Annotated in this window: 23 protein-coding genes; 16 read left to right on the top strand and 7 right to left on the bottom strand. The window is 72.6% G+C overall.

Translation table 11 applies throughout. The features are described 5' to 3' along the window. Positions 1–365: 365 nt before the first annotated feature. Entirely contained in the window at positions 366–1,385 is a 1,020-nt protein-coding gene (locus MLV88_RS16565; RefSeq protein ID WP_242338341.1) for a competence protein CoiA family protein, read from the bottom strand. A gap of 122 nt (positions 1,386–1,507) precedes the next feature. Here MLV88_RS16565 and bcp point away from each other — a divergent pair, with 122 nt between their 5' ends. The 3 genes from bcp to mutM are packed head-to-tail and all read left to right on the top strand — an operon-like array spanning position 1,508 to position 4,202. Continuing rightward, entirely contained in the window at positions 1,508–1,963 is a 456-nt protein-coding gene (bcp, locus tag MLV88_RS16560; protein ID WP_242338343.1) for a thioredoxin-dependent thiol peroxidase, read from the top strand. 44 nt (positions 1,964–2,007) lie between these two features. Continuing rightward, positions 2,008–3,321 (top strand): RsmB/NOP family class I SAM-dependent RNA methyltransferase, encoded by a 1,314-nt coding sequence (locus tag MLV88_RS16555; protein WP_242338345.1) that lies wholly within the window; start codon positions 2,008–2,010, stop codon positions 3,319–3,321. Between the two features lie 53 nt (positions 3,322–3,374). Continuing rightward, positions 3,375–4,202 (top strand): bifunctional DNA-formamidopyrimidine glycosylase/DNA-(apurinic or apyrimidinic site) lyase, encoded by an 828-nt coding sequence (gene mutM, locus MLV88_RS16550; protein WP_242338347.1) that lies wholly within the window; start codon positions 3,375–3,377, stop codon positions 4,200–4,202. Positions 4,203–4,405: 203 nt separating this feature from the next. On the opposite strand, the gene MLV88_RS16545 is transcribed toward mutM, so the two are convergent. Then, positions 4,406–4,792 carry a GFA family protein gene (locus tag MLV88_RS16545; protein ID WP_255821299.1) on the bottom strand — a complete coding sequence of 129 codons (387 nt, stop codon included), beginning with the start codon at positions 4,790–4,792 and terminating at the stop codon, positions 4,406–4,408. A 165-nt stretch (positions 4,793–4,957) separates the two neighbouring features. On the opposite strand from MLV88_RS16545, the gene MLV88_RS16540 reads away from it, so the two are divergent. From MLV88_RS16540 to MLV88_RS16495, 10 genes are all read left to right on the top strand, one after another. Next, positions 4,958–5,395, top strand: a complete 438-nt coding sequence (locus tag MLV88_RS16540) for a VOC family protein (RefSeq protein WP_242338351.1) — start codon at positions 4,958–4,960, stop codon at positions 5,393–5,395. 62 nt (positions 5,396–5,457) lie between these two features. Further along, entirely contained in the window at positions 5,458–5,994 is a 537-nt protein-coding gene (locus MLV88_RS16535; RefSeq protein WP_243338014.1) for a dihydrofolate reductase family protein, read from the top strand. After that, positions 5,991–6,314: a cupin domain-containing protein gene (locus MLV88_RS16530; protein WP_243338012.1), complete on the top strand. Its 324-nt coding sequence runs from the start codon at positions 5,991–5,993 to the stop codon at positions 6,312–6,314. The genes MLV88_RS16535 and MLV88_RS16530 overlap by 4 nt, the downstream gene beginning before the upstream one ends. Positions 6,315–6,435: 121 nt before the next feature. Next, positions 6,436–6,645 (top strand): hypothetical protein, encoded by a 210-nt coding sequence (locus MLV88_RS16525; RefSeq protein WP_242338357.1) that lies wholly within the window; start codon positions 6,436–6,438, stop codon positions 6,643–6,645. Between the two features lie 215 nt (positions 6,646–6,860). Beyond that, on the top strand, positions 6,861–7,064 hold the full coding sequence (locus MLV88_RS16520) for a hypothetical protein (RefSeq protein WP_242338359.1): 204 nt from the start codon (positions 6,861–6,863) through the stop codon (positions 7,062–7,064). Between the two features lie 402 nt (positions 7,065–7,466). Next, a complete protein-coding gene (locus tag MLV88_RS16515; RefSeq protein WP_242338361.1) occupies positions 7,467–8,432 on the top strand; it encodes a ribonuclease HII in 966 nt (321 codons plus the stop codon). 116 nt (positions 8,433–8,548) lie between these two features. Next, positions 8,549–10,162 carry a CCA tRNA nucleotidyltransferase gene (locus MLV88_RS16510; RefSeq protein ID WP_242338364.1) on the top strand — a complete coding sequence of 538 codons (1,614 nt, stop codon included), beginning with the start codon at positions 8,549–8,551 and terminating at the stop codon, positions 10,160–10,162. Positions 10,163–10,252: 90 nt separating this feature from the next. Beyond that, the gene (gene pyrH / locus MLV88_RS16505; RefSeq protein ID WP_242338365.1) at positions 10,253–11,002 is read left to right on the top strand and encodes a UMP kinase; all 750 of its coding nucleotides are present in this window, start codon (positions 10,253–10,255) and stop codon (positions 11,000–11,002) included. 18 nt (positions 11,003–11,020) lie between these two features. Next, the gene (gene frr / locus MLV88_RS16500) at positions 11,021–11,584 is read left to right on the top strand and encodes a ribosome recycling factor (RefSeq protein WP_242338367.1); all 564 of its coding nucleotides are present in this window, start codon (positions 11,021–11,023) and stop codon (positions 11,582–11,584) included. Beyond that, the gene (locus tag MLV88_RS16495; protein WP_242338368.1) at positions 11,581–11,790 is read left to right on the top strand and encodes a hypothetical protein; all 210 of its coding nucleotides are present in this window, start codon (positions 11,581–11,583) and stop codon (positions 11,788–11,790) included. The genes frr and MLV88_RS16495 overlap by 4 nt, the downstream gene beginning before the upstream one ends. A 141-nt stretch (positions 11,791–11,931) precedes the next feature. Here MLV88_RS16495 and MLV88_RS16490 read toward each other — a convergent pair whose 3' ends face one another. The 3 genes from MLV88_RS16490 to MLV88_RS16480 form a co-directional block, all read right to left on the bottom strand. Then, a complete protein-coding gene (locus MLV88_RS16490; RefSeq protein WP_242338370.1) occupies positions 11,932–12,369 on the bottom strand; it encodes a hypothetical protein in 438 nt (145 codons plus the stop codon). Positions 12,370–12,516: 147 nt separating this feature from the next. Next, the gene (locus tag MLV88_RS16485) at positions 12,517–12,852 is read right to left on the bottom strand and encodes a hypothetical protein (RefSeq protein WP_242338372.1); all 336 of its coding nucleotides are present in this window, start codon (positions 12,850–12,852) and stop codon (positions 12,517–12,519) included. A gap of 92 nt (positions 12,853–12,944) precedes the next feature. Continuing rightward, positions 12,945–14,651, bottom strand: coding sequence for an NAD+ synthase (locus MLV88_RS16480; RefSeq protein ID WP_242338374.1), 1,707 nt, complete (start codon positions 14,649–14,651; stop codon positions 12,945–12,947). A gap of 69 nt (positions 14,652–14,720) precedes the next feature. On the opposite strand from MLV88_RS16480, the gene MLV88_RS16475 reads away from it, so the two are divergent. The 3 genes from MLV88_RS16475 to MLV88_RS16465 all read left to right on the top strand — a co-directional run bounded on the left by MLV88_RS16475 (position 14,721) and on the right by MLV88_RS16465 (position 17,854). Next, positions 14,721–15,698, top strand: a complete 978-nt coding sequence (locus MLV88_RS16475) for an ABC transporter substrate-binding protein (RefSeq protein WP_242338376.1) — start codon at positions 14,721–14,723, stop codon at positions 15,696–15,698. 193 nt (positions 15,699–15,891) lie between these two features. After that, positions 15,892–17,253: a S1 family peptidase gene (locus MLV88_RS16470; RefSeq protein ID WP_242338378.1), complete on the top strand. Its 1,362-nt coding sequence runs from the start codon at positions 15,892–15,894 to the stop codon at positions 17,251–17,253. A 259-nt stretch (positions 17,254–17,512) separates the two neighbouring features. Beyond that, the gene (locus tag MLV88_RS16465; RefSeq protein WP_242338380.1) at positions 17,513–17,854 is read left to right on the top strand and encodes a LuxR C-terminal-related transcriptional regulator; all 342 of its coding nucleotides are present in this window, start codon (positions 17,513–17,515) and stop codon (positions 17,852–17,854) included. Between the two features lie 169 nt (positions 17,855–18,023). On the opposite strand, the gene tkt is transcribed toward MLV88_RS16465, so the two are convergent. Together tkt and MLV88_RS16455 are read right to left on the bottom strand one after the other, a co-directional pair. After that, a complete protein-coding gene (tkt, locus tag MLV88_RS16460) occupies positions 18,024–20,024 on the bottom strand; it encodes a transketolase (protein WP_242338382.1) in 2,001 nt (666 codons plus the stop codon). A gap of 112 nt (positions 20,025–20,136) precedes the next feature. Next, on the bottom strand, positions 20,137–20,583 hold the full coding sequence (locus MLV88_RS16455; protein WP_242338384.1) for a SixA phosphatase family protein: 447 nt from the start codon (positions 20,581–20,583) through the stop codon (positions 20,137–20,139). Positions 20,584–20,586 lie beyond the last annotated feature (3 nt).

The raw sequence follows: 20,586 nt of genomic DNA, 5'->3' as shown, positions 1-20,586 counted from the left end.
TGGGGGGAGCGATCGGGTCCTGCTGCTGCGGCTGCTGCTGGTTTTCCATGTGATCTCCGGTTTGTGTCCGCCACCTCGCCGGGACTGAAGACGCGCCTTTTGACCCACGGGACGGGCGAGAAGCCGCCGTCGCCGGGAGCACCGGAGCGCGCCGATGCGGGAGGTGTGTGAATTTGCTGCGCCACGCGTCCCAGGCTGCGGGTCGCGCCACCGCGAGCCACGAGGGCGCACGGGGGACCGTCCTCTAACACAACGGACTCCCCGTCGCAAGGCGACCCGACGTGGACGGCGAGTGGCGGAGGATGTCGAAAACCTCCGTGGTTGCCGCGGCTTGCGGGGGACTTTCCTGCGCCCTCCGTGAAGGGTCAGCGCCGCCACCAGGACAGCGCCACGACCGTGCCGTCGTAGCCCCGCCAGGCGACCGGCCGCGCGGTGCGATCGGGGCAGGCGTGGCGGGCGATGCGCGCTCCGAAGCCGAGCTCCCCGCCGCCGCACTCCGGGCAGCGGAAGCGCTCGGCGAGGTCCGCCCGATCAGCGTCGGAGAGCGGTGCGTCCCCCTTGGCCGCCGCGGGGGTGGCGGAGGCCAGCGCCGGCCGGGCGCCGAAGAAGCCGCGCGCCCGGTACGCCTCGAGCTCGGCGATCTCCGCGTGCTCGCCGCCGAGCGCCCGATCCGCATCCGCCCGCGCCTCCGCCGCGCAGGCGGGGCAGGGGCGAAACCCCAGGCTCCGGAGGCATGCGACGGAGATCCCCTCCGCGTCCTCTCCCTCCCACTCCTCTCGAGCGTCGATCTCGACCGCCGGGACGCCCGCCGCCGAGAGCGCCGCCTCCTTCTCCGCGTCCACCGCGTGCGTCACGACCACCTCGATCGCGAGCGCGGGACGCTCCCCGGCGAGGACGAGCACGTCCGCGCGGAGCGCGCCGACGGCGCCCTCGGTCAGGGCCCGATCGCCCTCGCGGGCGAGGTCCCGGGGCGCGGCGCGCCGGCACGAGGGGCAGCGCGCGAGGAGCGTCACGCGGCGGCGGCCGGCGAACGCGTCCTCGCAGAGCGCGAGCAGCCGCTCCTTCGCGTCGAGGTGGAGGGCGGTCTCGGGCGCGGTGAGCGGGCAGGCCGAGCCGGCCCGGTGGGCGAAGTGGCGCCTGCGCACCTTGCCGAGGTGCGGCACGAGCTCGTCGCCGCAGCCGAGGCAGGTGAACGGCGCGCGGCGGCGGCGGTCCGCGGGGTCGAGGCGGAGCGCGTGGACCTTCCTGCCGTCGCGGTCGCGCGCCCAGGCGAGGAGCACGTCGTCCGCGGCCCCCGGCGCGGTCGGACGGGCGCGGGGAGCCGCGGGCGAGGCTCCGGGCGGCGCGAGGGTAGGGCCGTGCCTGGGCTTCGAGCGGCGGCGCATCGGTCGGAGTGTAGCGCCGTCCCCGCCCGGGATCCTGCGCCCGCGCTCCGCGCCGGGTACGGGTACGCGGTCGCTTCCGACAGCCGGTCGTGACCGCGCCGGCGGGAGCCCGAGGAGGATCCATGGCGCTCGAGGTGGGCCAGAAGGCCCCGCAGTTCGCGCTGCCGGACGAGGAGGGGAACGAGGTGAAGCTCTCCGACTTCGCCGGGAAGCGCGTCGTCGTGTTCTTCTACCCGAAGGCCGACACCCCCGGTTGAACGCGGGAGGCCTGCGACTTCCGTGACGAAGTCGACGCGTTCAAGAGGAAGAAGGTCGCGGTGGTGGGGATCTCGAAGGACACCCCCGCCGCGCAGAAGAAGTTCAAGGAGAAGTACGACCTGCCGTTCCCGCTCCTCTCCGACCCGGGCGCCGAGGTGATGCAGGCCTGGGGCGTCTGGAAGGAGAAGAACATGTACGGGAAGAAGACGATGGGGACCGAGCGGACGACCGTGCTCGTCGGCCCGGACGGCAAGGTCGAGCACGTCTTCCCGAAGGTGAAGGTGGAGGGGCACGTGGCGGAGGTGCTCGAGAGCCTGTAAGGTCCGCGCGCCCGCCGGCCCCCGCCGGCGGGCCCCCGACTGCCATGCCGCGCAAACCGCTCCGACCCCGCCCGAACCGCCTCGACCTCGTGGACCCGCTCGTCCTGGAGGTCTACGGCCTCGTGCGCGACCAGGGCTGGCTCGCGGATCGCGCCCTGGAGCGCGCGCTCCGCCGCGACCCGAAGCTCTGGGCCTCCGAGCGGCGAGCGGTCGCCGAGTCGGTCTACGGGCTCATCCGCTGGCAGGCGCAGCTCGACTACCTGCTCGGCGGCGCGCCGGATCTCGCGACGCGCTACGCCGCTTGGCTCGTCCGCTTCGAGCACCTCGCCCCGGCGGACGCGGCGCGGCGGCTCGCGGTCTCCCCGGCGGCGCTCGCCCGGCTCGAGGGCGCCGAGGCGCGGATCGCCGCGATCGCGGACCCGATCGAGCGGCTCGCGCTCGAGGCCTCCTTGCCCCGCTGGATCGCCGAGCGCTTCGCGGGCGAGCTCGGCCTCGACGAGGCGCGCGTGCTCGCGGCCGCCATGAACGCGCGTGCGCCGCTCACGGTCCGCACGAACCTCCTCAAGGGCGACCGCGAGGAGCTGCGCGGCAAGCTCGGCTCGGAGGGCGTCGCCGCGGAGCCGACCCGCCACTCTCCATGGGGGCTCGTCCTCGACGGCCACCAGAACGCCTTCGCGCTCGGCTCGTTCCGCGAGGGCCGCTTCGAGATCCAGGACGAGGGCAGCCAGCTCATCGCGCTCGCGTGCGGCGCGCGGCCCGGCAAGATCGTGGTGGACGCCTGCGCGGGCGCGGGCGGCAAGTCGCTCGCGCTCGCGATGGAGATGCACAACAAGGGCTCGCTCCACGCCCTCGACACGGACGCGGACCGGCTCGAGGACGCGAAGAAGCGCGCCCGCCGCGCCGGCGTGCACAACCTCCGCGCCCGCGTCATCGCCGCAGGGCCCGAGGCCGAGGGGCAGCTCCAGGACCTCGCCGGTCAGGCCGACCTCGTGCTCGTGGACGCGCCGTGCAGCGGCCTCGGCACGCTGCGCCGCAAGCCCGACGCGCGCTGGCGCCTCACGCCCGAGGACCCGGTCCGCTTCGCCGGGATCCAGCGCACCCTCGTGCGGCGCTTCGCGGCGCTGCTCAAGCCGGGCGGGCGGCTCGTCTACGCGACCTGCTCGATCGGCCGGACCGAGAACGGTGAGGTGGCGGACTTCGCCGAGCGCGAGGTCGGGCTCGTGCCGGTCCCGCTCGCGCCCTTCCTCGGCGAGGAGCGGGCGAAGGTGCTCGGGGTGGACGGCGCGCGGCTCGAGCTCTTCCCGCACCGGCACGGGACGGACGGGTTCTTCGTGGCGGCGTTCGAGAAGCGGAAGTAGGGCGACGGCGGTCGCGGTGGGGATCGAGAGCGGGCTCGAAGCCGAGGTCACGCGTGCCTGAGCTTCCCGAGGTCGAGATCGCCGCGCGTAATCTCCGCCGCTGGACGAAGGGCCGGCGCATCGAGCGGATCGAGCCTGACCCGAAGGCGCGCTACGTCTTCCGGCCCGCGAGGCCGGCCGCGTTCGCGCGCGGCCTCGAGGGCGCGCGCTTCGGTTCGATCCGCCGGATCGGCAAGCAGCTCCTCGTCACGCTCGAGAAGGACGGCGCGCCGGTCGGCCTCCTCGCCCACCTCGGCATGACGGGCAAGTGGCTCCGCCGCGACGGCGACGGCGTCCCGACCCGCTTCTCCCGCGCGCGTTTCCACCTCGACGACGGCGCCGTGCTGCACTTCGACGACATGCGGCTCTTCGGCCGGCTGCGGGTCGTGCCGGGCGCGCGCTTCGAGGAGGTGCCCGAGATCGCCGAGCTCGGGCCCGATCCGCTGGAGCAGGGCATCGATCTCGAGCGGCTCGCGAACTCGCTCGGCCGCTCGAAGCTCCCCGTGAAGGTCCGCATCCTGGACCAGGCGCTCCTCCCCGGCGTCGGCAACATCCTCGCGAGCGAGTCGCTCTTCCGCGCGAAGATCGATCCACGCCGGCAGGCCCGCTCGCTCACGCGCGCCGAGGTTCGACGGCTCGCCGACGGGATCCTCGCGACAGTGAAGGAGACCATCGCGCGCGAGGAGGGCCCTGAGATCACCTACGTGGAGGAGGGGGCGGAGAACCCGTTCCTCGTCTACGCGCGCGAGGGCGAGCGCTGCCCGCGCTGCCGGCGGGCGGAGATCGTCCGCATCGTGCAGGCACAGCGCTCGACGTTCTACTGTCCGCGCTGCCAGCGGTGAGGGTCACGGCCGGCTTCGGGACGAGGAACCGCACCCGCGCGCCAGATTGCGATTTCGAATCGTTCTCCCGCGGACCTCGACCCGAATTCTCCGCCTCGCGACGTGAGCGCCACCGAGACGTGGGCGCTTGGCTCGCTACGGCGAGCCGGAAGGAGCGGGGCGATCAGCTCCCACGTGCCATCAGGAATGTTCCGGCCGTCGCTCTAGAGCGCCTTCCCGTTGATGACCTGGACTTCTAGGGAGAGAACATCGAGGTCATGAACGCAGCCGAGGTTGACCCGATAGTCCCCCAGCCTTGCGGGTCCTTGGTAGTCGGGTGGTACGGACGCCACCGTGCTGAACGGAGATATGCCGCAGGTGCGGCAGAAGAAGTGGTTCATGGCCTTGTCCCCGAACTGGTAGAGGGCCAAGTGCTCTTTACCTTCCACGTCGACATCCGATGGGCGGAAATAGTTCGAGGACATGACCGCCCCCTTGCGGATGCAGATGGAGCAGTTGCACCTTCGGCCGCTCGTGATCTCCTCGCACGTGAACGTGAAACGGACGGCACCACAATGGCAACTGGCGCTGTAGGTTCTCGGTGTTGTCATGTCATGCCTGATTAGCCGCTTAGCGCCGGCCACGAATTCGCGACATCCGAGCCACTCCGGCTCGCTACGCTGACCCGCGCGAGACCGTGCATCACGAGGCGTGACCTCCTAAGTCAACGGATGGCGAGCACGAGGCGGATACAGGTACTGGAAGGCATAGCGTCGATGACGGTCAAGCGCATGGACAACGTCGGGATCGTGGTGGAGTCGCTCGATACCGCGATCTCGTTCTTTGGTGAGCTGGGCCTGAAGCTCGAAGGACGAGCCACGATCGAAGGAGAGTGGGCGGGGCGCGTTACCGGGTTGCGCGACCAGCGCGTCGAGATCGCCATGATGCGCACGCCGGACGGCCACGGCCGGCTCGAGCTGTCTCGATTTCTCACGCCCCGTGTGGTCGCCGATCACCGGAACGCCCCAGTGAACGCTTTCGGTTACCTACGTGTCATGTTCGCCGTCGAGGACCTCGACGATACGATCACCCGGCTCCGCAAGCGCGGCGCAGAGCTCGTCGGCGACGTGGTCCAGTACGAAGACACGTATCGGCTCGCCTACATACGCGGGCCCGAAGGACTTCTCATCGGGCTCGCCGAAGAACTCGGCTGAGCGCTCGAGAGTGTATGCGATGCACGGACCCCGTGTGGCGGCCAGGTGATCCCCACAACGACATGAACATCGCCATCTACATCGCCACCTCGGCGAACGGCTTCATCTCAAATGCCCGCAACGTCCCCGACTGGCTGTCTCCAGAGTACGGTCGGGGGTTCTACGAGACCTGCCGGACGAAAGCCGTCATCATGGGCAGGAAGACGTACGACATCCTCGCGCCGGACCATCTTCCGCTGAGCGAGGGGAGCCTCGTGGTGGTGCTCACGAGCCACGCGGGCGCGGCCACCCCGAACCCGAGCGTCGTGTTCACGAGCGCCCGTCCCCACGAGATCGTCTCGATGCTCGAGGGGAAGGGGTTCTCGGAGGCGGTGATCGTCGGGGGCACGGTCACAATGAGCCAGTTCATCGATGCTGGGCTGGTGAACGACATCATCCTGGTGGTGGAGCCGGTGCTCTTTGGTGGCGAGGCCCTACCGCTGCTGAGAGGGGTCGCGCACGACCACAAGCTCCACCTGATCGACAGCGCAAAGCTGAATGACGACACGATTCGGCTGCACTATCGGGTCGCCGCGCGAAGCCGTAGCCACTCCACGTGAACGACGTGGCAGACCCGATCGACGACATCGTCAAGATCTCCCCGGAGATCCACGAGGTCATCTTCGAAAACGACCGGATCCGTGTGCTCAAGGTAACGGTCAAACCCGGCGACCGGGTGGCCATGCATAGGAACCCGGAGAACATCAACTACATCCTCAAGCCGGGTACGCTGCGCCTTACCAGCCTCGACGGCTCGGTCGTCGACGTGGCGCTCACCGACGGGCAGGTGATCCCTGCTCCCGTGGGCTCACACGCGGTCGAGAACGTCGGCGGCACGGTAGTGCAGACCATCTGCATCGAGCTCAAGAGCGGGGGATGACCGCGCCGTTCCCGCTGCTTGCCGTCTCGGATCCTCACCATCCAGATGTGGGTGCGCAGCAGCACGTTCCGGCGGTCGTCAGCCCGGGATCGTATTCTGGGTTCGAAGCTATGAAGCGATCGTGGCCATCTGGCTGAGAATCTCCACCGAGCGCCAGAAGATCGACTCGCAGAGGAATGCCGCCGAGCGTTACATAAGGGTTCCCGCTGCCGTCGAGCGAGCCTCCGAAAACCTCGAGCGGCTTGGAAAGACGGAGGCCGCGGCTGCGTTGGTAGCGATCGAGAAGGAGCAGGTGGAGAGGGATCGAGCCGAGCGAGAGGTGATCCGATGATGATAGGTCGATCCGGGAAGAAGCTGGCCTGGGCGCTCGCGCGTATGAAATGGACTGCAGTGGCCGCTGCTGTTCCGTTGTGGTGTGGGTGCTTCGGGCCGTGCGATGTGAAGGTGATTTCAGAGATGGTCGCACCATCGGGTCAACGTCGTGCGGTCGTGTTTCGGAGAAGTTGCGCGACTGTTAGCGATTCCGTGCAGGTATCCGTCCTGAGTGTGGGCGAGCGTCTGGGGGACAAGCCGGGGAACGCGTTCATCGCGGACGCCGGGGATACGGGCGCACGTTTGACGGTCGGAGTGCGCTGGGACTCCGACGACACCTTAAGGGTCAACTACGATTCGCGCCTGCGCCTGTTCCGGAACGAGGCGAAGGTCCGCCGCGTGGACGTGAAGTACGTTCCAGTCACGGGTACGCCGTGACGTCGTCGTGTGGCGCTGTTCTACGCATTTCCGATCCGGTCTTCCGGTGAGCTAGGTAACGCGCCATGACGGAGTGGCTGCAATCGGTGCCCGGCCTGGTCATTGGCATATTGTTGATACTGTTTCGCAGGCGCTTCGCCGACCACGTTGTCGACTCCCAAAATTGGGTGCTCGGGATTCGTTTAGGCGAAAGAGATCGGCAGGGGATTGTGCTTGTTAGTTGCAGCCGGGGGCTGCTTGATGATCGGCATGTCCATCTTTGGTCTCGCGGGGTGGTTACCCTGAGCAGGTAATGTCGCTGATCGGTCGAGCTCGTCGAGGTGAACGCCTTCGGCCCGTCGCTGCGGACCGCGGCGTGGTTCGCCCTTCGCGCCGCGACGAGGTGGCGCTAGACTCGCCCCGATGCGCCCCGAAGACCTCGCGCGGATGTCCGTGGCCGAGCTGCGCGAGCGGTTCCTCGACCGGAACCGCGCCCTCTCGCCCGAGTGCGAGGCGGCCCTCACGGTGGACCCGCGGGCGGGCGCGCGCGAGGTGCTCCGCCAGATCCTGAAGCGTCGGCACGCCAACCGCGCGGAAGGACAGCGCCTTCGGCATCTGCTGCGCTACGAGGGGGAACTCTGGGACAGGGGCGTCACGCTGGTCGCGGGCGTGGACGAGGCCGGCATGGCGCCGCTCGCGGGGCCGGTGGTGGCGGGCGCGTGCATCCTCCCGCGCGACTACCGGCCGCGCGGCATCGACGACTCGAAGCAGCTCGACCGGCGGGAGCGCGAGCGGCTCGCGGAGGACATCCGCGCGAACGCCATCTGCTGGGCCGTGGCGCGCGCCGAGGTCGAGGAGATCGACCGGCTCAACATCTACCGCGCCGGCTTGCTCGCCCTCACGCGCGCCGTGCAGGGGCTCGCGACCCTCCCCGGGCACGTGCTCATCGACGCCCGCAAGCTCCCCGAGCTCCCGCTCCCGCAGACGCCCATCATCCACGGCGACGCGCTCTCGCTCACCATCGCCGCGGCGAGCATCCTCGCGAAGACCGCGCGCGACGCGCTCATGACCGAGCTCGACGCCGTCCACCCGGGCTACGGGTTCTGCCGCCACAAGGGCTACCCGACCGCCGAGCACTTCGAGGCACTCAGGCGGCTCGGCGCCTGCCCGGTCCACCGGCGCTCCTTCCAGCCCGTGCGTGAGGCGCTCGGCCTCGAGCCGCTGCAGGGCGAGCTGTTCGCGCCGCCCGTGAGCGACGAGGACCTGCCTCCTGGCGAAGAAACACCGTGCGGCGTCGCCGAAATGGTTCCGGAGCAGGGGGACCCGGACGCGACCGCGGCCCTGGACGCGCGTGAGCCGCGCACCCCCGCGATCGCACGACGGGTTTGACCAAAGCCGCGCCGCTCGCTACAACGCCCCCAAGGACGAGCCCGACGGTGCAGGCGCGTTCCCGCGAGCCGGGGAGTTCACCTCGGCGCGGGACCGCCCCCCGATCCGGCGACTGCATGCACGACCGATCTCCGACCGATCCGTTTCCCGCAACGCCCGAAGAAGAAGTCGAAGAGAGCCGCCCGCACCGCCCGCCACCCGGCCTCGCGCTCGATCCTCCCGAGGAGCCGCCGCCGGAGCACCCGCCCGAGATCCCGCTCGATCGGCTCGACTCCGACGCGGTGAAGGTCATCGCGCGGCTCAGGCACATGCGCCACCGCGCGTACTTCGTCGGTGGCTGCGTGCGGGATCTGCTCCTCGGCGCCAAGCCCAAGGACTTCGACGTCGCGACCGACGCCCACCCGGGCGAGGTCCGCGCCATCTTCCGCAACTGCCGCCTCATCGGCCGGCGCTTCCGGCTCGCGCACGTCTACTTCCGCGGCGGGAAGGTGATCGAGGTCGCGACCTTCCGGAAGAACCCGGTGGACGTGGGCGAGGACGTCCCCGACGACAGCGACCTGCTCATCACCCGCGACAACGTCTTCGGCACCGCCGAGGAGGACTCCGTCCGCCGCGACTTCACGGTGAACGGCCTCTTCTACGACGTCTCGACCGGCGAGGTGATCGACTACGTCGGCGGGCGCGAGGACCTCGAGGCGCACCGGATCGCGACCATCGGCGACCCCGAGATCCGCATGCGCGAGGACCCGGTGCGGCTGCTCCGCGCCGTCCGCTTCGCGGCGCGCCTCGGCTTCACCATCTCGCCCGACACCTTCGAGGCCATGCGCCGCCACGCGGGCGAGCTCGCGCGCTGCGCGCCCGCCCGCGTGCTCGAGGAGATCTTCAAGATCCTCCGCTGCGGCGGGTCGGCGCGCGCGTTCGAGCTGCTCCGCGCGAGCGGCGCCTTGCCGGTCATCCTGCCGTCGCTCGCCGCGGCCCTCGAGGGCTGGGAAGAGCGCGGGCGACGCGCCTTCTTCGCGCACCTCTCCGCGCTCGACCGGCTCGTCCGCTCGGGCGAGGAGGTCTCCGACGCGGTCCTGCTCGGCGCGATCGTGATGCACCTCGGCGGCCCCGCGATCGCGGCGCCCGACTCGGACGCGACGGGCGACCACGCCGGCCCGGAGCGCGGCCACGACACGGCGGACGCGCTGCTCGCATCGCTCGTCCAGACCTCCCGCCTGCCGCGCAAGATCGCCGAGCGCACCCGCCTCGCGCTCCACGCCCTGCGGACGTTCCGCGAGCCGTCGAAGAAGCGGCGCCGCCGCGGGCGCGGGCTCGCGGGCCAGAGCTACTTCCAGGACGCCGTGCAGCTCCTCGAGATCTCCGTCGCCGCGACCGGCGAGGGGCAGGAGCTGCTCGAGCGCTGGCGCGCCTCCGCGGGCGGCCCGCCGCCTCGCGAGGAGCACGAGGAGCGCCGCCCGCGGCCGGAGCGCGGGCCGGAGCGCCGCCGCGGTCCTGCGGCCGCTCCCGCTCACGTCGAGGGGAGCACACGGGAGGTTGTCGCCGAGGCCGGACCGGGTGGCGCGACGGAGACCCCGTCGGTCGAGGTTACGGCCGGGGGCGAGAGCCCCCGTACGGGCGCCGAGGGCACTCCCGAGGCCGCCGAGGGCTCGCGCCGCCGCCGTCGGCACCGCGGCGGGAAGCGCCGTCGGCGTCGCGGCGCGGGGGCCCCGGCCCCGGCCGGATCATGATCCCGGCGCGCCGCCCGCGCGTCGGGTAGAATTCCGCACGAACCGCGCCGCCTTGACCGACTCGGCGGCCTTCTGTAGAACGCGCCGACCATGCCGAGCGACCGAGCCGCGACGCCCAAGCCCAGCTACAAGCGCATCCTCCTCAAGCTTTCGGGCGAGGCGCTCATGGGCGACGGCAAGTACGGCATCTCGCCGAAGACCCTCTCCGCCATCGCACAGGACGTGAAGGACTGCGTCGAGCTCGGCGTCGAGGTCGCGCTCACCATCGGCGGCGGCAACATCTTCCGCGGCGTGTCCGGCGCGACGGAGGGCATGGACCGCTCCTCCGCCGACTACATGGGCATGCTCGCGACGGTCATCAACGCGATGGCCCTCCAGGACGCGCTCGAGAAGATCGGCGTGAACACCCGCGTGCAGTCGGCGATCGAGATGCACCAGGTCGCCGAGCCCTACATCCGCCGCCGCGCGATCCGCCACCTCGAGAAGGGCCGCGTCGTCATCTTCGCGGCCGGCACCGGCAACCCCTACTTCACGACGGACACCGCCGCCTCGCTCCGCGCCATGGAGATCCACGCGGACGTGCTGCTCAAGGCGACCAAGGTCGACGGCGTCTACACCGACGACCCGAAGAAGAACCCGACCGCCACCAAGTTCAAGCAGCTCAGCTACATCGACGTCCTGAAGAAGAACCTGAAGGTGATGGACTCGACGGCGATCAGCCTCTGCATGGACAACGACCTGCCGATCATCGTGTTCGACTCGACGCTGCGCGGGAACGTGCGCAAGGTCGTGCTCGGCGAGGCGATCGGGACCACCGTCGGACGGCTCGACGAGAAGTAGGACGCGAGGAGAGGGGCCATGAGCGTCGCGGACGACATCCTGAACGACCTGCACGGCGGCATCGCGAAGACGCTGGACGACCTGCGGCGCGAGCTCTCCGCGGTGCGGACCGGGCGCGCGAGCCTGCACCTCCTCGACGGCGTCAAGGTCGACTACTACGGCACGCCCACGCCGCTCAACCAGGTGGCCACGCTCTCCGTCCCCGAGGCGCGGCTCATCATGGTGAAGCCGTGGGAGAAGAACATGATCCCGCCGATCGAGAAGGCGATCCGTGACGCCAACCTCGGCGTGAACCCCCAGTCCGACAAGGACCTCGTCCGCGTCCCGATCCCGCCGCTCACCGAGGAGCGCCGCAAGGAGATCGTGAAGCAGGTGAAGCACAAGGGCGAGGACCACAAGGTCGCCATCCGCAACCAGCGCCGCGACGCGAAGGAGCTCATCGAGGTCGCGGAGAAGGACGGCGACATCTCGGCGGACGACGCGAAGAAGGCCCTCGAGAAGATGCAGAAGGAGACCGACGAGGGCGTGAAGAAGGTCGACGAGATCACCGCCGCGAAGGAGAAGGAAGTGATGCAGGTGTGAGCCTCCCCCGCTCGCTCCCGTCGCTCCTCGTCGTCTTCGGTCCCCTGTTCCTGCTCGGCTTCGGCGCAGGCGCGCTGCGCGCGCTCGCGTCCCGCCCCGGCACCAACCACCGCCGGCGCCGCGCGCTCCAGGCCGCGTGGGTGCTGCTCCTGCTCGGCGGCACGCCGCTCTGGCTGTTCCTCGCGGCGGCGCTCGGGTTGTTCTGAGGTCCTGTCCGCGCCGCGGGCGCGACGGTCCGTGACCTCCCGTGGCTCGACGGGCGCACCGGGAGCAGACCGGCGTCGACGGTTCCCCAGGTGAAGGCCGCTCCCCCGAGCCTGTCGCAGGGCGAGCGGTCGCGTCACCGATCAGATGGGGAACACCATCGTCGCGAGCGCGATGAGCCAGAGCGTGTGGGCCATCCCGGACCACATCGCCATCCGCTTCACGGCAGGATCCGCGGGCGGGACGTCCTGGCCGCCCCCGAGCCGGGCGGCGATCGCGCGCCACGCCGGCCTGAGCCCGACGAGCACCACGACGATCCGGATCAGCGTGAGCGTGAAGCCGATCATGATGCCGGTGCGCGGGTGGACGCCCTGGAAGGCGAGCACGAGGAGCCCGGTGAGCACGGTCGCGACGCCCATGACGACGTCCAGCGTGATCGCGGGTGCGACGCGCGCCGCGAGGCCCGCCGGGTAGGGCCGCCCGAGCGCCAGCGTGCGCCGCACGTCGCCGGCGACCCAGAGCGTCGCGCCGAGCCAGGCCGAGGCGGAGAGGATGTGGAGGAACCGGAGCAGGTCGTTCAAGGTGTGTTCCCTCCGAGGAGTCGGGCGCCGCAGCGCCCGGGCGGAGCTTAACGGAGGCTCGCTGGCCGGCTCGTCACGCAGAGGTGCTGCGCAAGGTCGCACGCGTTCGCCATAGGTGCACGGCGGCCTCGCGCGGCCGGACGTTCGTCACCCACGCCGCAGCACCTCGTCGAGCCGGCCGGTGAGCTGGCCGCGGGTGAGCACCTCGTCGACCCCGGCCTCCTCGGCTGCCTCGATGAGGTCCGCCTGCAGGTGGCCGAGAAACCCGACCACGCGCGCGCCGGTGTCGCGCTTCAGCGCCGCGAGCTCACTCACGATGCCGGGCTGGTTGAGATCCGCGAGCACGCTCGCGCCCGGCGCTTCGCGGACGACGTCCGCGAGCGGCCGGTCGCGCGGCACGAGCACGATGGGCACCGCGAGCCGCTCGGCGGCGGAGGTGATCTTGGAGCGGAAGAGCAGATCCCGGACGGCGACGACGATCATGGGGTGGGCTTAATGGCGGCGGCGCGTGAAGGCGAGCCGCACCGCCGGAGAAGAGTCGGCGACCGTCCGGGGTGCGGCCGCGGCGCCTCTCCTCAGTACCGGTACCCGTGCGCGATCGGGAACCGCCGCCCCTCGCCGAACGCCTTCTCGCTCACCTTGAGCACCGGCGCCGCCTGGCGGCGCTTGTACTCGCTCGCGACGACCATGCGCAGCACGCGCCGCACGACCGGCTCCGCGTGGCCGCGCGCGACGATGGCGTCGAGCGGGAGCCGCTCCTCGACGTAGGCCTCGAGGATGTCGTCGAGGATCTCGTAGGGCGGCAGCGAGTCCTGGTCCACCTGGCCGGGCTTCAGCTCCGCGGAGGGCGGCTTCGTGAAGGTGCGCTCGGGGATGAGCGTGCGGCCCGCGCGCGCGTTCGCGGCGCGTGACACGCGGTAGACGAGCGTCTTCGGCACGTCGCCGATGACGGCGAGGCCGCCGGCCATGTCGCCGTAGAGCGTGCAGTAGCCGACCGCGAGCTCGCTCTTGTTGCCGGTCGAGAGCACGAGCCCGCCCGTGTCGTTCGAGATCGCCATCAGGATCTGCCCGCGGATGCGGGCCTGGACGTTCTGCTCGGCGAGGTCGCCGAGGGGCTTCCCCTCGGCGCGCTCGAGCTGCGCCATGAACGCGGCGTGCATCGGCTCGATCGAGATCTCCTTGAAAGGGAGACCCAGGTTCTCCGCGAGCGCGGCGGCGTCCTCCCGCGAGTGGCTCGAGCTGTAGCGGGACGGCATCGCCACGCCGAGGACGTTCTCCGGCCCGAGCGCGTCGGCGGCGAGGCAGGCGGTGAGCGCGGAGTCGATCCCGCCGGAGAGCCCGACGACCGCGCTCCTGAAGCCGCACTTGCGCACGTAGTCGCGGACGCCGAGCACGAGCGCGCAGTGGACCTCGTCCGCCTCGGGATCGGCGGCGCCCGCGGCGACGGCGACCTTCTCGCCGTCGAGCCGGATGGTCGCAGAGGCGCCCGTCGCGAGGTCGGCGACGAGGAGCACCTCCTCGAAGAGCGGGGCGCGCGCGAGGATCGCGCCGTCCCGGCCCACGAGCATCGACCCTCCGTCGAAGATGAGCGCGTCGTTGCCGCCCACCTGGTTCACGTAGGCGATGGGTGCGTGGTGGCCGGCCGCGCTCGCCGCGAGCATCCGCTCGCGCAGGGCGGGCTTGCCCATGGCGTAGGGCGAGGCGGAGATGTTCACGACGAGCCCCGCGCCGCCCGCCTTCACGAGCTCCGCGATGGGGTCGCGCGCGTAGCGCGGGTGCACCCAGAAGCGCTTGTCGTTCCAGACGTCCTCGCAGACGGACAGGCCGAGGCGGAGCCCCACGCCCCCCGCGTCGGCCGCCGTGGACGCCTCGGACGGCAGGAAGTAGCGCGTCTCGTCGAACACGTCGTAGGTGGGCAGGAGCGACTTGCGCCCGACCGCGACGACGCGGCCCTCCGAGATGAGCGCCGCGGAGTTGTAGACGCCCGGCGGCGGCGCGCCGGGGACGCCCTCCGGGAAGCCGACGACGACCGCGATGCCGCGGGACCACTCGGCCGGCGCGGCGAGCTCGGCGAGCGTGCGCGCCGCGCGCTCGAGGAACTCGGGGAGATCGAGGAAGTCGCGCGGCGGGTAGCCGCAGAGGGCGAGCTCGGGGAAGACCACGAGCGCCGCGCCGTCGGCGCGCGCGCGCTCCGTGACGGCGCGGATCTTCGCGGCGTTGCCGGCGAAGTCCCCGACCGTGGTGTTCACCTGCGCGAGGGCGATGCGTCCTTGGGGGGCCACGCGAGGATGTTACATTGCCGGGCGCGCGCCGCGCCCGCACTTCCGCGAGGCGCCTCGCCCGAGGCCGCCATGACCGCCATCGCGCGCCGCCGCGTCCTCGCCGTGCTCCCGCTCGCGCTCGCGCTCGCCTGCTCGCGCCCGGCGCGGACGCTCCCCGAGGTGAAGGTCTTCGTCGCGGCGGAGCTGCCCGCGGACGTCCTCGTCGAGGTCGCCGCCCACCGCGGGATCGCGCGCGTCGTCCGCGTCGCCCGCGCCGACGAGGCGGAGCTCGTCTGGGCCGGCGATCCGGCCCAGGCGCTCGCGCTCCGCGAGCGGCTCGACCCCGGCAGCGCCCCGGCCGCCGAGGACGTCCCGGCGCGCTGGCGGGACGCGCGGCGCCGCTTCGCGCCGCTCGGCGCCCGCGCGCGCGTGCTGCTCGTGTCGCCCCGCGCCCGGCTCCCGTTCGCGCCCTCGAACCTGCGCGACCTCGCCGACCGCCGCGCCCGCGGCAAGCTCGCGCTCGTCCCGCTCGGACAGGGCGCCGGTCCGGTGACGGTCGCCGCGCTCACCCTCGCGTACGGCGAGAAGAGCGCGGGCCGGTTCCTCGCGCTCGTCGCCGAGAACGCGCCGCAGCTCGCCGCCTCGGACGGCGAGGTCCGCGCGCGCGTCGCCTCGGGCGGGGCGGCGTTCGGGCTCGCCGGCTCGCTCGAGGGCGCGGCTGCCGCCGCCAGCGCGGCGCCGCTCGAGGTCGTCTACCCGGATCAGGTCGGCGCCGGCGCCGTCGCGCTCCCCACGGCGGTCGCGCTCCTCCGCGGCGCCTCCCACGGCGCGCGCGCCCTCGCGGGCTGGCTCGCCGGCCCCGAGGCGGAGCGGATCCTGGTCGCCCGCATCCCCGGGCTCCTGCCGCTGCGCCCCGAGGTGCCGGTCCCGGTCGGAGTCGAGCCGGCAGGGAACCTCGTGACGCTCTCGTTCGACTGGGACGCGCTCGCCGCAGAGACGGCGCGGCAGACGGCGCGGCTCGCGCGCTGGCCGGAGGGGTTCACGAAGGGGACGCCCGGCGCGAGGTGATGGGGAGGCGGCGAGCCGCCGCCTCTCGCGCCATCGAGGCGTAGAGCCCGGAGCCGGGGACCCGCAGCGCGCGCCAAAGGCACCTCCGCCGGGAGCCGCGCCGGAGCGGCGCCTGGCAGTGCGCCGGGGGACCGGCCGGGAGGACCCTTCGTCGCAGGCGCCGTCCGCTCGGCGGGCACCTAGCTTCCTCTCGATGCACGTCCGCGCCGCCCGTGCGCTCCTGCCCCTGGCCCTCGGCGTCGCCGCCGCGGCCCCCGCACCGGCCGCCGAGCGCGGCGCGCCGCGGGTGGAGTGCGCCGGGCGGTACGCGGACACCCTCTCGGCGATGAAGCCCGGCGCGCGCGCTCGCGAGGCGCGGCCCGCGGCGGACTACGTGTACTGCCTGCGCGCGACCGCGGTGTACGAGCAGCTCTCGTACGGCCGCGGGGGAAAGCTCCGCCGGCAGTACTACACGAAGGTCCGCCACGGCACCGGCTTCGCCTACCGGCTGCGCGGGGAGGAGGCGCTCCTCGCCACGAACCACCACGTGGTGGACTTCCCCGAGGTGACCGGCGACGGGGTCGAGCTCGAGGGCGTGCCGCCCGGCTCGCGGCGCGTGCGCGAGGAGATCCGGATCGTCGCGAACGAGGCGGAGCAGGACGCGCCGGCCCAGCTCGCGCTCACCCCGGTGGTGTCCGACCCGGCGCTCGACGTGGCGGTGCTCTCGGCCCCGGCGAAGCTCCGGACGATGCCGTACCGCACCGGCAGCGCGGAGGAGCTCCGCGTGGGCGACGCCGTCCTCGTGCGCGGCTTCCCGCTCGGCGCGTTCCCCGCGGCCAACGCGGGGCGCGTCATCGCGGTCGGCCAGCGCGACCTCGACCGGGGTTGGGACCACGAGGACTTCGCGGTGGACGCGCTCCTCAACCTCGGCAGCTCGGGGAGCCCGGTGCTCGCGGTCTCCTGCGCCACCGGCGAGCCCGAGCTCGTCGGCATCTACCACGCGGGCTACCGCGGGGCGCAGGGGCTGAACGTCGTCATCGGCATCGACCAGCTCCGCGGACTCCTCACGGAGCTGCGCCCCTCGCCGCGAGAGCTCGCCGGGCGCGAGCCCGGCGCCGATCCGGCCGCCGCGCGCGCGGCGCTCGCGAGAGGGCCCATCGTGATGCCCTTCGGCGGGCGCGCGGTGCGCGTCGAGGCGACGGGCGGCGGCGTGCGGTTCTCCCTGCTCGACGCGAGCTACCCGCTGTCGACGCGCGTCGAGCTCGCCGTCCTCGGCGGGGCGGGGGCGGGCTCGGGCGAGAGCGAGCTGCGCGACGCCCTCTGGGAGCAGCTCGCCCTCGTGCTTCGCTACCGGCGGGCCGAGGACGGCGGCGACGGCTCGGGCTCCGAGCTCGTGCGGGCGCGCGTGGCCGAGCGGATCCGCGAGCGCGAGGAGGAGCAGGCGGACCTCGTCGCGGCGACCCAGGCGGGCGCGGACGGGCTCGCGGTGATCCGGCCGCCGGGGCGGGAGCCGGCGAACGGCGGCACCGTCCGCGACGGCAGCGGGGCTCCGCTACCGAGAAACCGGGTCCCGTGAAGCGGGGATACAGCTGGGGGAGCAGACGGGCATCCGCCTCAGCCCCTGCCGGGACCACGAGCCATAATTGGGCCGTCGAAACGGGGGGTTAGAAAATAGTTGTGCCCGGGGGGTGGCAACCGTGTGGGGCGTTATTATCGTCCCCATCGCCGACGACGGGCGACCGAGCAGGGGTGCGGTGGGGCAGCAGTTGCTCGGCTGAGTCTCGATTTGGTCGGCGAAACGGCCCTACATTCAGGGCCCTTCCGGGGAAGAAACGATGGCTCAGATCGATATCGAGATCCTCACGCCGTTCGCCGCCAAGTTCATGGAGGGCACGACGCTCACGCCTGCGGAGCGCGCCGAGGTCCTCCGGATCGCCCAGGGCTTCGCCTGCAAGGACTCCGCGGCTGCGGCCGGCGTCTCGCCGGAGACCATCCGCGCGCGCCGCAAGCGCATCTACCGCAAGCTCGACGTCCCCGGCTCCGGCGAGCTCCTCGCGAGCCTCCTCGCCCTCTCGCTCAAGATGCTCGCGAAGGGTGAGCGGATCGAGCCGCGCCCCGTCGTCCCGGCGCAGCCGCAGCCTGCCGCGACGGCCTCCTCCGCCGTCGTAGCTCGCTAGCAGCACGCAGGTCGTCGCCCCACCGCCGAAGCGGCCGGGCGCAGTCACTCGATCGCGTATCGACGCCGCGCGCTTGCCGCGCGCCCCGTGGAGGGGTGCGGGGCGGGCGCGCGATGCGTTTTGAAGGTGCCGTGGCGCAGCGCCGCGAGGGAGCGGCGCGCGCCGAGGGTCACCGCGCCGCGAGCCAGGACTCGACGCGCGCCGCGACCTTCGCGGGCGTGAAGCCGAACTCCTCGGCGAGCGCCTTCTCCGGGGCGCTCGCCCCGAAGCGGTCGATCCCGAGGACGAGCCCGTCCTTGCCCACGAGCTTCCACCACTCGATCCCGCGCGCCGCCTCGAGCGCCACGGCCGGAAGCGCGGGCGGGAGCACCTCGTCCCGCCAGCCCTTCGGCTGCGCCTCGAAGCACGCGAGGCACGGCACCGAGACGAGCCGCCCGCGGAGCCCCTTCTGCGCGAGGAGCTCGAGGGCGGCCTGCGCGAGCGCCACCTCCGCGCCGGTCGCGAGGATCGCGAAGCGCGCGCCCTCCGGACCCGCGACGACGTAGGCGCCGCGGAGCGCCGCCTCTGCGTCGAACTCGGCGTCGCGCTTCACGGGCGCGATCTTCTGGCGCGAGAGGATGAGCGCGGTCGGGCCGTCGCGCCGGGTGAGCGCGTGCGCCCACGCGACCGCCACCTCGTCGCCGTCGCAGGGCCGGCAGACGTGGAGGTTCGGGATCGCGCGCAGCGCGGTGAGGTGCTCGATGGGCTGATGGGTCGGGCCGTCCTCGCCGAGGAAGATCGAGTCGTGCGTCCAGACGAAGATGTTCTGGAGGCCGGAGAGCGCGGCGAGGCGCACCGGCGGGCGCATGTAGTCGGCGAACTGCAGGAACGTGCCGGTGAACGGAACGTGGAGCCCGTCGTAGGCGAGGCCGTTCGCGATGGCGCCCATGGCGTGCTCGCGGATGCCGTAGTGGACGTTCCGGCCGGCCGGGTTCGCGGGCGAGAACGAGCCGCCGCCCTTGATGTCGGTGAGGTTCGACTCCGCGAGATCGGCGGAGCCGCCGACGAGGCACGGCACGAGCGCCGCGATCTTCTGGATCGTCGCGGCGGAGAGCTTGCGGGTCGCCTCCGCGCCGGCGGCGCCGTCGAGGACGCGCTCGAGGATCCGCTCCGGCACCCAGCGCTCGACGTGCACGTCGAGGAGCGCCGCCTTCTCGCCGTGGGCCTGCCGCCAGCCGCGCTCCTTCGCGCGCCAGGCCTCGACCTCGCGCGCCTTCTCGGCCTGCACCTCGCGCCAGAAGGCGCGGACCTCGTCCGGCACGAGGAAGCGCGGCTCCTCCGGCCAGCCGAGGTTCTTCTTGGTGGCGGCGAGCTCGGCCTCGCCGAGCGGCGCGCCGTGCGCGGACGACTTGCCTGCCTTGGCCGGCGAGCCGAAGCCGATGGTGGTGCGGACGCGGATGAGCGACGGCTTCCCCGTCTCCGCCTTGGCCGCCACGATGGCGCGGTCGATCGCCTCGTGATCGCGGCCCTCGACCTCCTGGACGTGCCAGCCGTAGCCCTCGAAGCGCTTCGTCACGTCCTCGCCGGTGAAGGCGATGGAGGTGTGGCCGTCGATGGTGATCTCGTTGTCGTCGTAGAGGTAGACGAGGCGGCCGAGCGCGTTGTGGCCGGCGAAGCTCGCCGCCTCGGCGGCGACGCCCTCCATGAGGTCGCCGTCGGAGACGATCGCGTAGACGAAGTGGTCCTCGAGCGGATTCCCCGGGCCGAGCTTCGCCGAGAGCATCGCCTGGCCGAGCGCGAAGCCGACGCCGTTCGCGAAGCCCTGGCCGAGCGGGCCGCTCGTGATCTCGACGCCCGGCAGGTAGCCGAACTCCGGGTGGCCGGGGGTGCGGGAGTGGATCTGCCGGAACTTCTTGAGATCCTCGATGGTGCAGTCGAAGCCGGCGAGGTGGAGGAGCGAGTAGAGCAGCATCGACCCGTGCCCGGCGGAGAGCACGAACCGGTCGCGGCCGAGCCAGCGGGGCTCCTTCGGGTCGAAGCGCAGGTGGCGCGTCCACAGGACGAAGGCCATGTCGGCCGCGCCCATGGGCATGCCGGGGTGGCCGCTGTTCGCCTGCTGCACGGCGTCCGCCGCCAGCATGCGGATCGTGTTGACCGCCTTCTCGACGAGATCTCTGCTCGCGCTCGGCACGGGGTTCCTCCGTAAATTCGCGGGCGCAACATCGCGCAGCGGGGGAGGGAGATCAAGGGGGACCGCCGCCGGGCGGCTGCCTGGCCGATCGCGCGGTGCCCCCGCGGCGCCCTCAGGCGCTCGGAGCCCGGAGCCAGGCGAGCGCGATCGCGCCGTCGGGCGCGAGCTCCAGCGCCGCCACCGCGCCGGGCGGCACGGCCAGCTCGCGGCCTGCGGCGAGCGCGACCGCCTCGGCGATCTCCGGGTTGTGGCCGACGAGCGCGGTCCCCGGGGACACCCGCCGGGCGAGGGCGAGGAGGGCGCGCCCGGTCGAGGCGCCGGAGGCGAGCGCAGGCTCCTCGTCGACCGGCGCGGCGGTCGCGGCGGCGAGCAGCGCGGCGGTCTCGCGGGCGCGCTCGAGGGGCGAGGTGAGCACGGCCGCGAGCCCGAGCGACGGCGCGAGCGCGCGCGCGTGCGCCTCGAAGCGCGTCCGGCCCGCGGGCGTGAGGGGCCGGGCCGCGTCGGTGGTCGTCCGCGGGGCGGCGTCCGCGTGACGGACGAGGTAGACGCGGCCGGCCACGGC

The sequence above is a fragment of the Anaeromyxobacter soli genome (assembly GCF_022808855.1).
In the GTDB taxonomy this organism is placed as follows: Bacteria; Myxococcota; Myxococcia; order Myxococcales; family Anaeromyxobacteraceae; genus Anaeromyxobacter; species Anaeromyxobacter soli.
Note: the sequence above shows the minus strand (reverse complement) of the source record. Positions and strands in the feature narration are given on the sequence as shown.

Excerpts from the sequence above, each read along its gene's own strand:
- MLV88_RS16565 (WP_242338341.1), bottom strand. The coding sequence starts at position 1,385 with ATGCGCCGCCGCTCGAAGCCCAGGCACGGCCCTACCCTCGCGCCGCCC.
- MLV88_RS16555 (WP_242338345.1), top strand. The coding sequence starts at position 2,008 with ATGCCGCGCAAACCGCTCCGACCCCGCCCGAACCGCCTCGACCTCGTG.
- MLV88_RS16545 (WP_255821299.1), bottom strand. The coding sequence starts at position 4,792 with ATGACAACACCGAGAACCTACAGCGCCAGTTGCCATTGTGGTGCCGTC.
- MLV88_RS16540 (WP_242338351.1), top strand. The coding sequence starts at position 4,958 with ATGACGGTCAAGCGCATGGACAACGTCGGGATCGTGGTGGAGTCGCTC.
- MLV88_RS16535 (WP_243338014.1), top strand. The coding sequence starts at position 5,458 with ATGAACATCGCCATCTACATCGCCACCTCGGCGAACGGCTTCATCTCA.
- MLV88_RS16515 (WP_242338361.1), top strand. The coding sequence starts at position 7,467 with ATGCGCCCCGAAGACCTCGCGCGGATGTCCGTGGCCGAGCTGCGCGAG.
- MLV88_RS16510 (WP_242338364.1), top strand. The coding sequence starts at position 8,549 with ATGCACGACCGATCTCCGACCGATCCGTTTCCCGCAACGCCCGAAGAA.
- pyrH (WP_242338365.1), top strand. The coding sequence starts at position 10,253 with ATGCCGAGCGACCGAGCCGCGACGCCCAAGCCCAGCTACAAGCGCATC.
- frr (WP_242338367.1), top strand. The coding sequence starts at position 11,021 with ATGAGCGTCGCGGACGACATCCTGAACGACCTGCACGGCGGCATCGCG.
- MLV88_RS16485 (WP_242338372.1), bottom strand. The coding sequence starts at position 12,852 with ATGATCGTCGTCGCCGTCCGGGATCTGCTCTTCCGCTCCAAGATCACC.
- MLV88_RS16475 (WP_242338376.1), top strand. The coding sequence starts at position 14,721 with ATGACCGCCATCGCGCGCCGCCGCGTCCTCGCCGTGCTCCCGCTCGCG.
- MLV88_RS16470 (WP_242338378.1), top strand. The coding sequence starts at position 15,892 with ATGCACGTCCGCGCCGCCCGTGCGCTCCTGCCCCTGGCCCTCGGCGTC.
- MLV88_RS16465 (WP_242338380.1), top strand. The coding sequence starts at position 17,513 with ATGGCTCAGATCGATATCGAGATCCTCACGCCGTTCGCCGCCAAGTTC.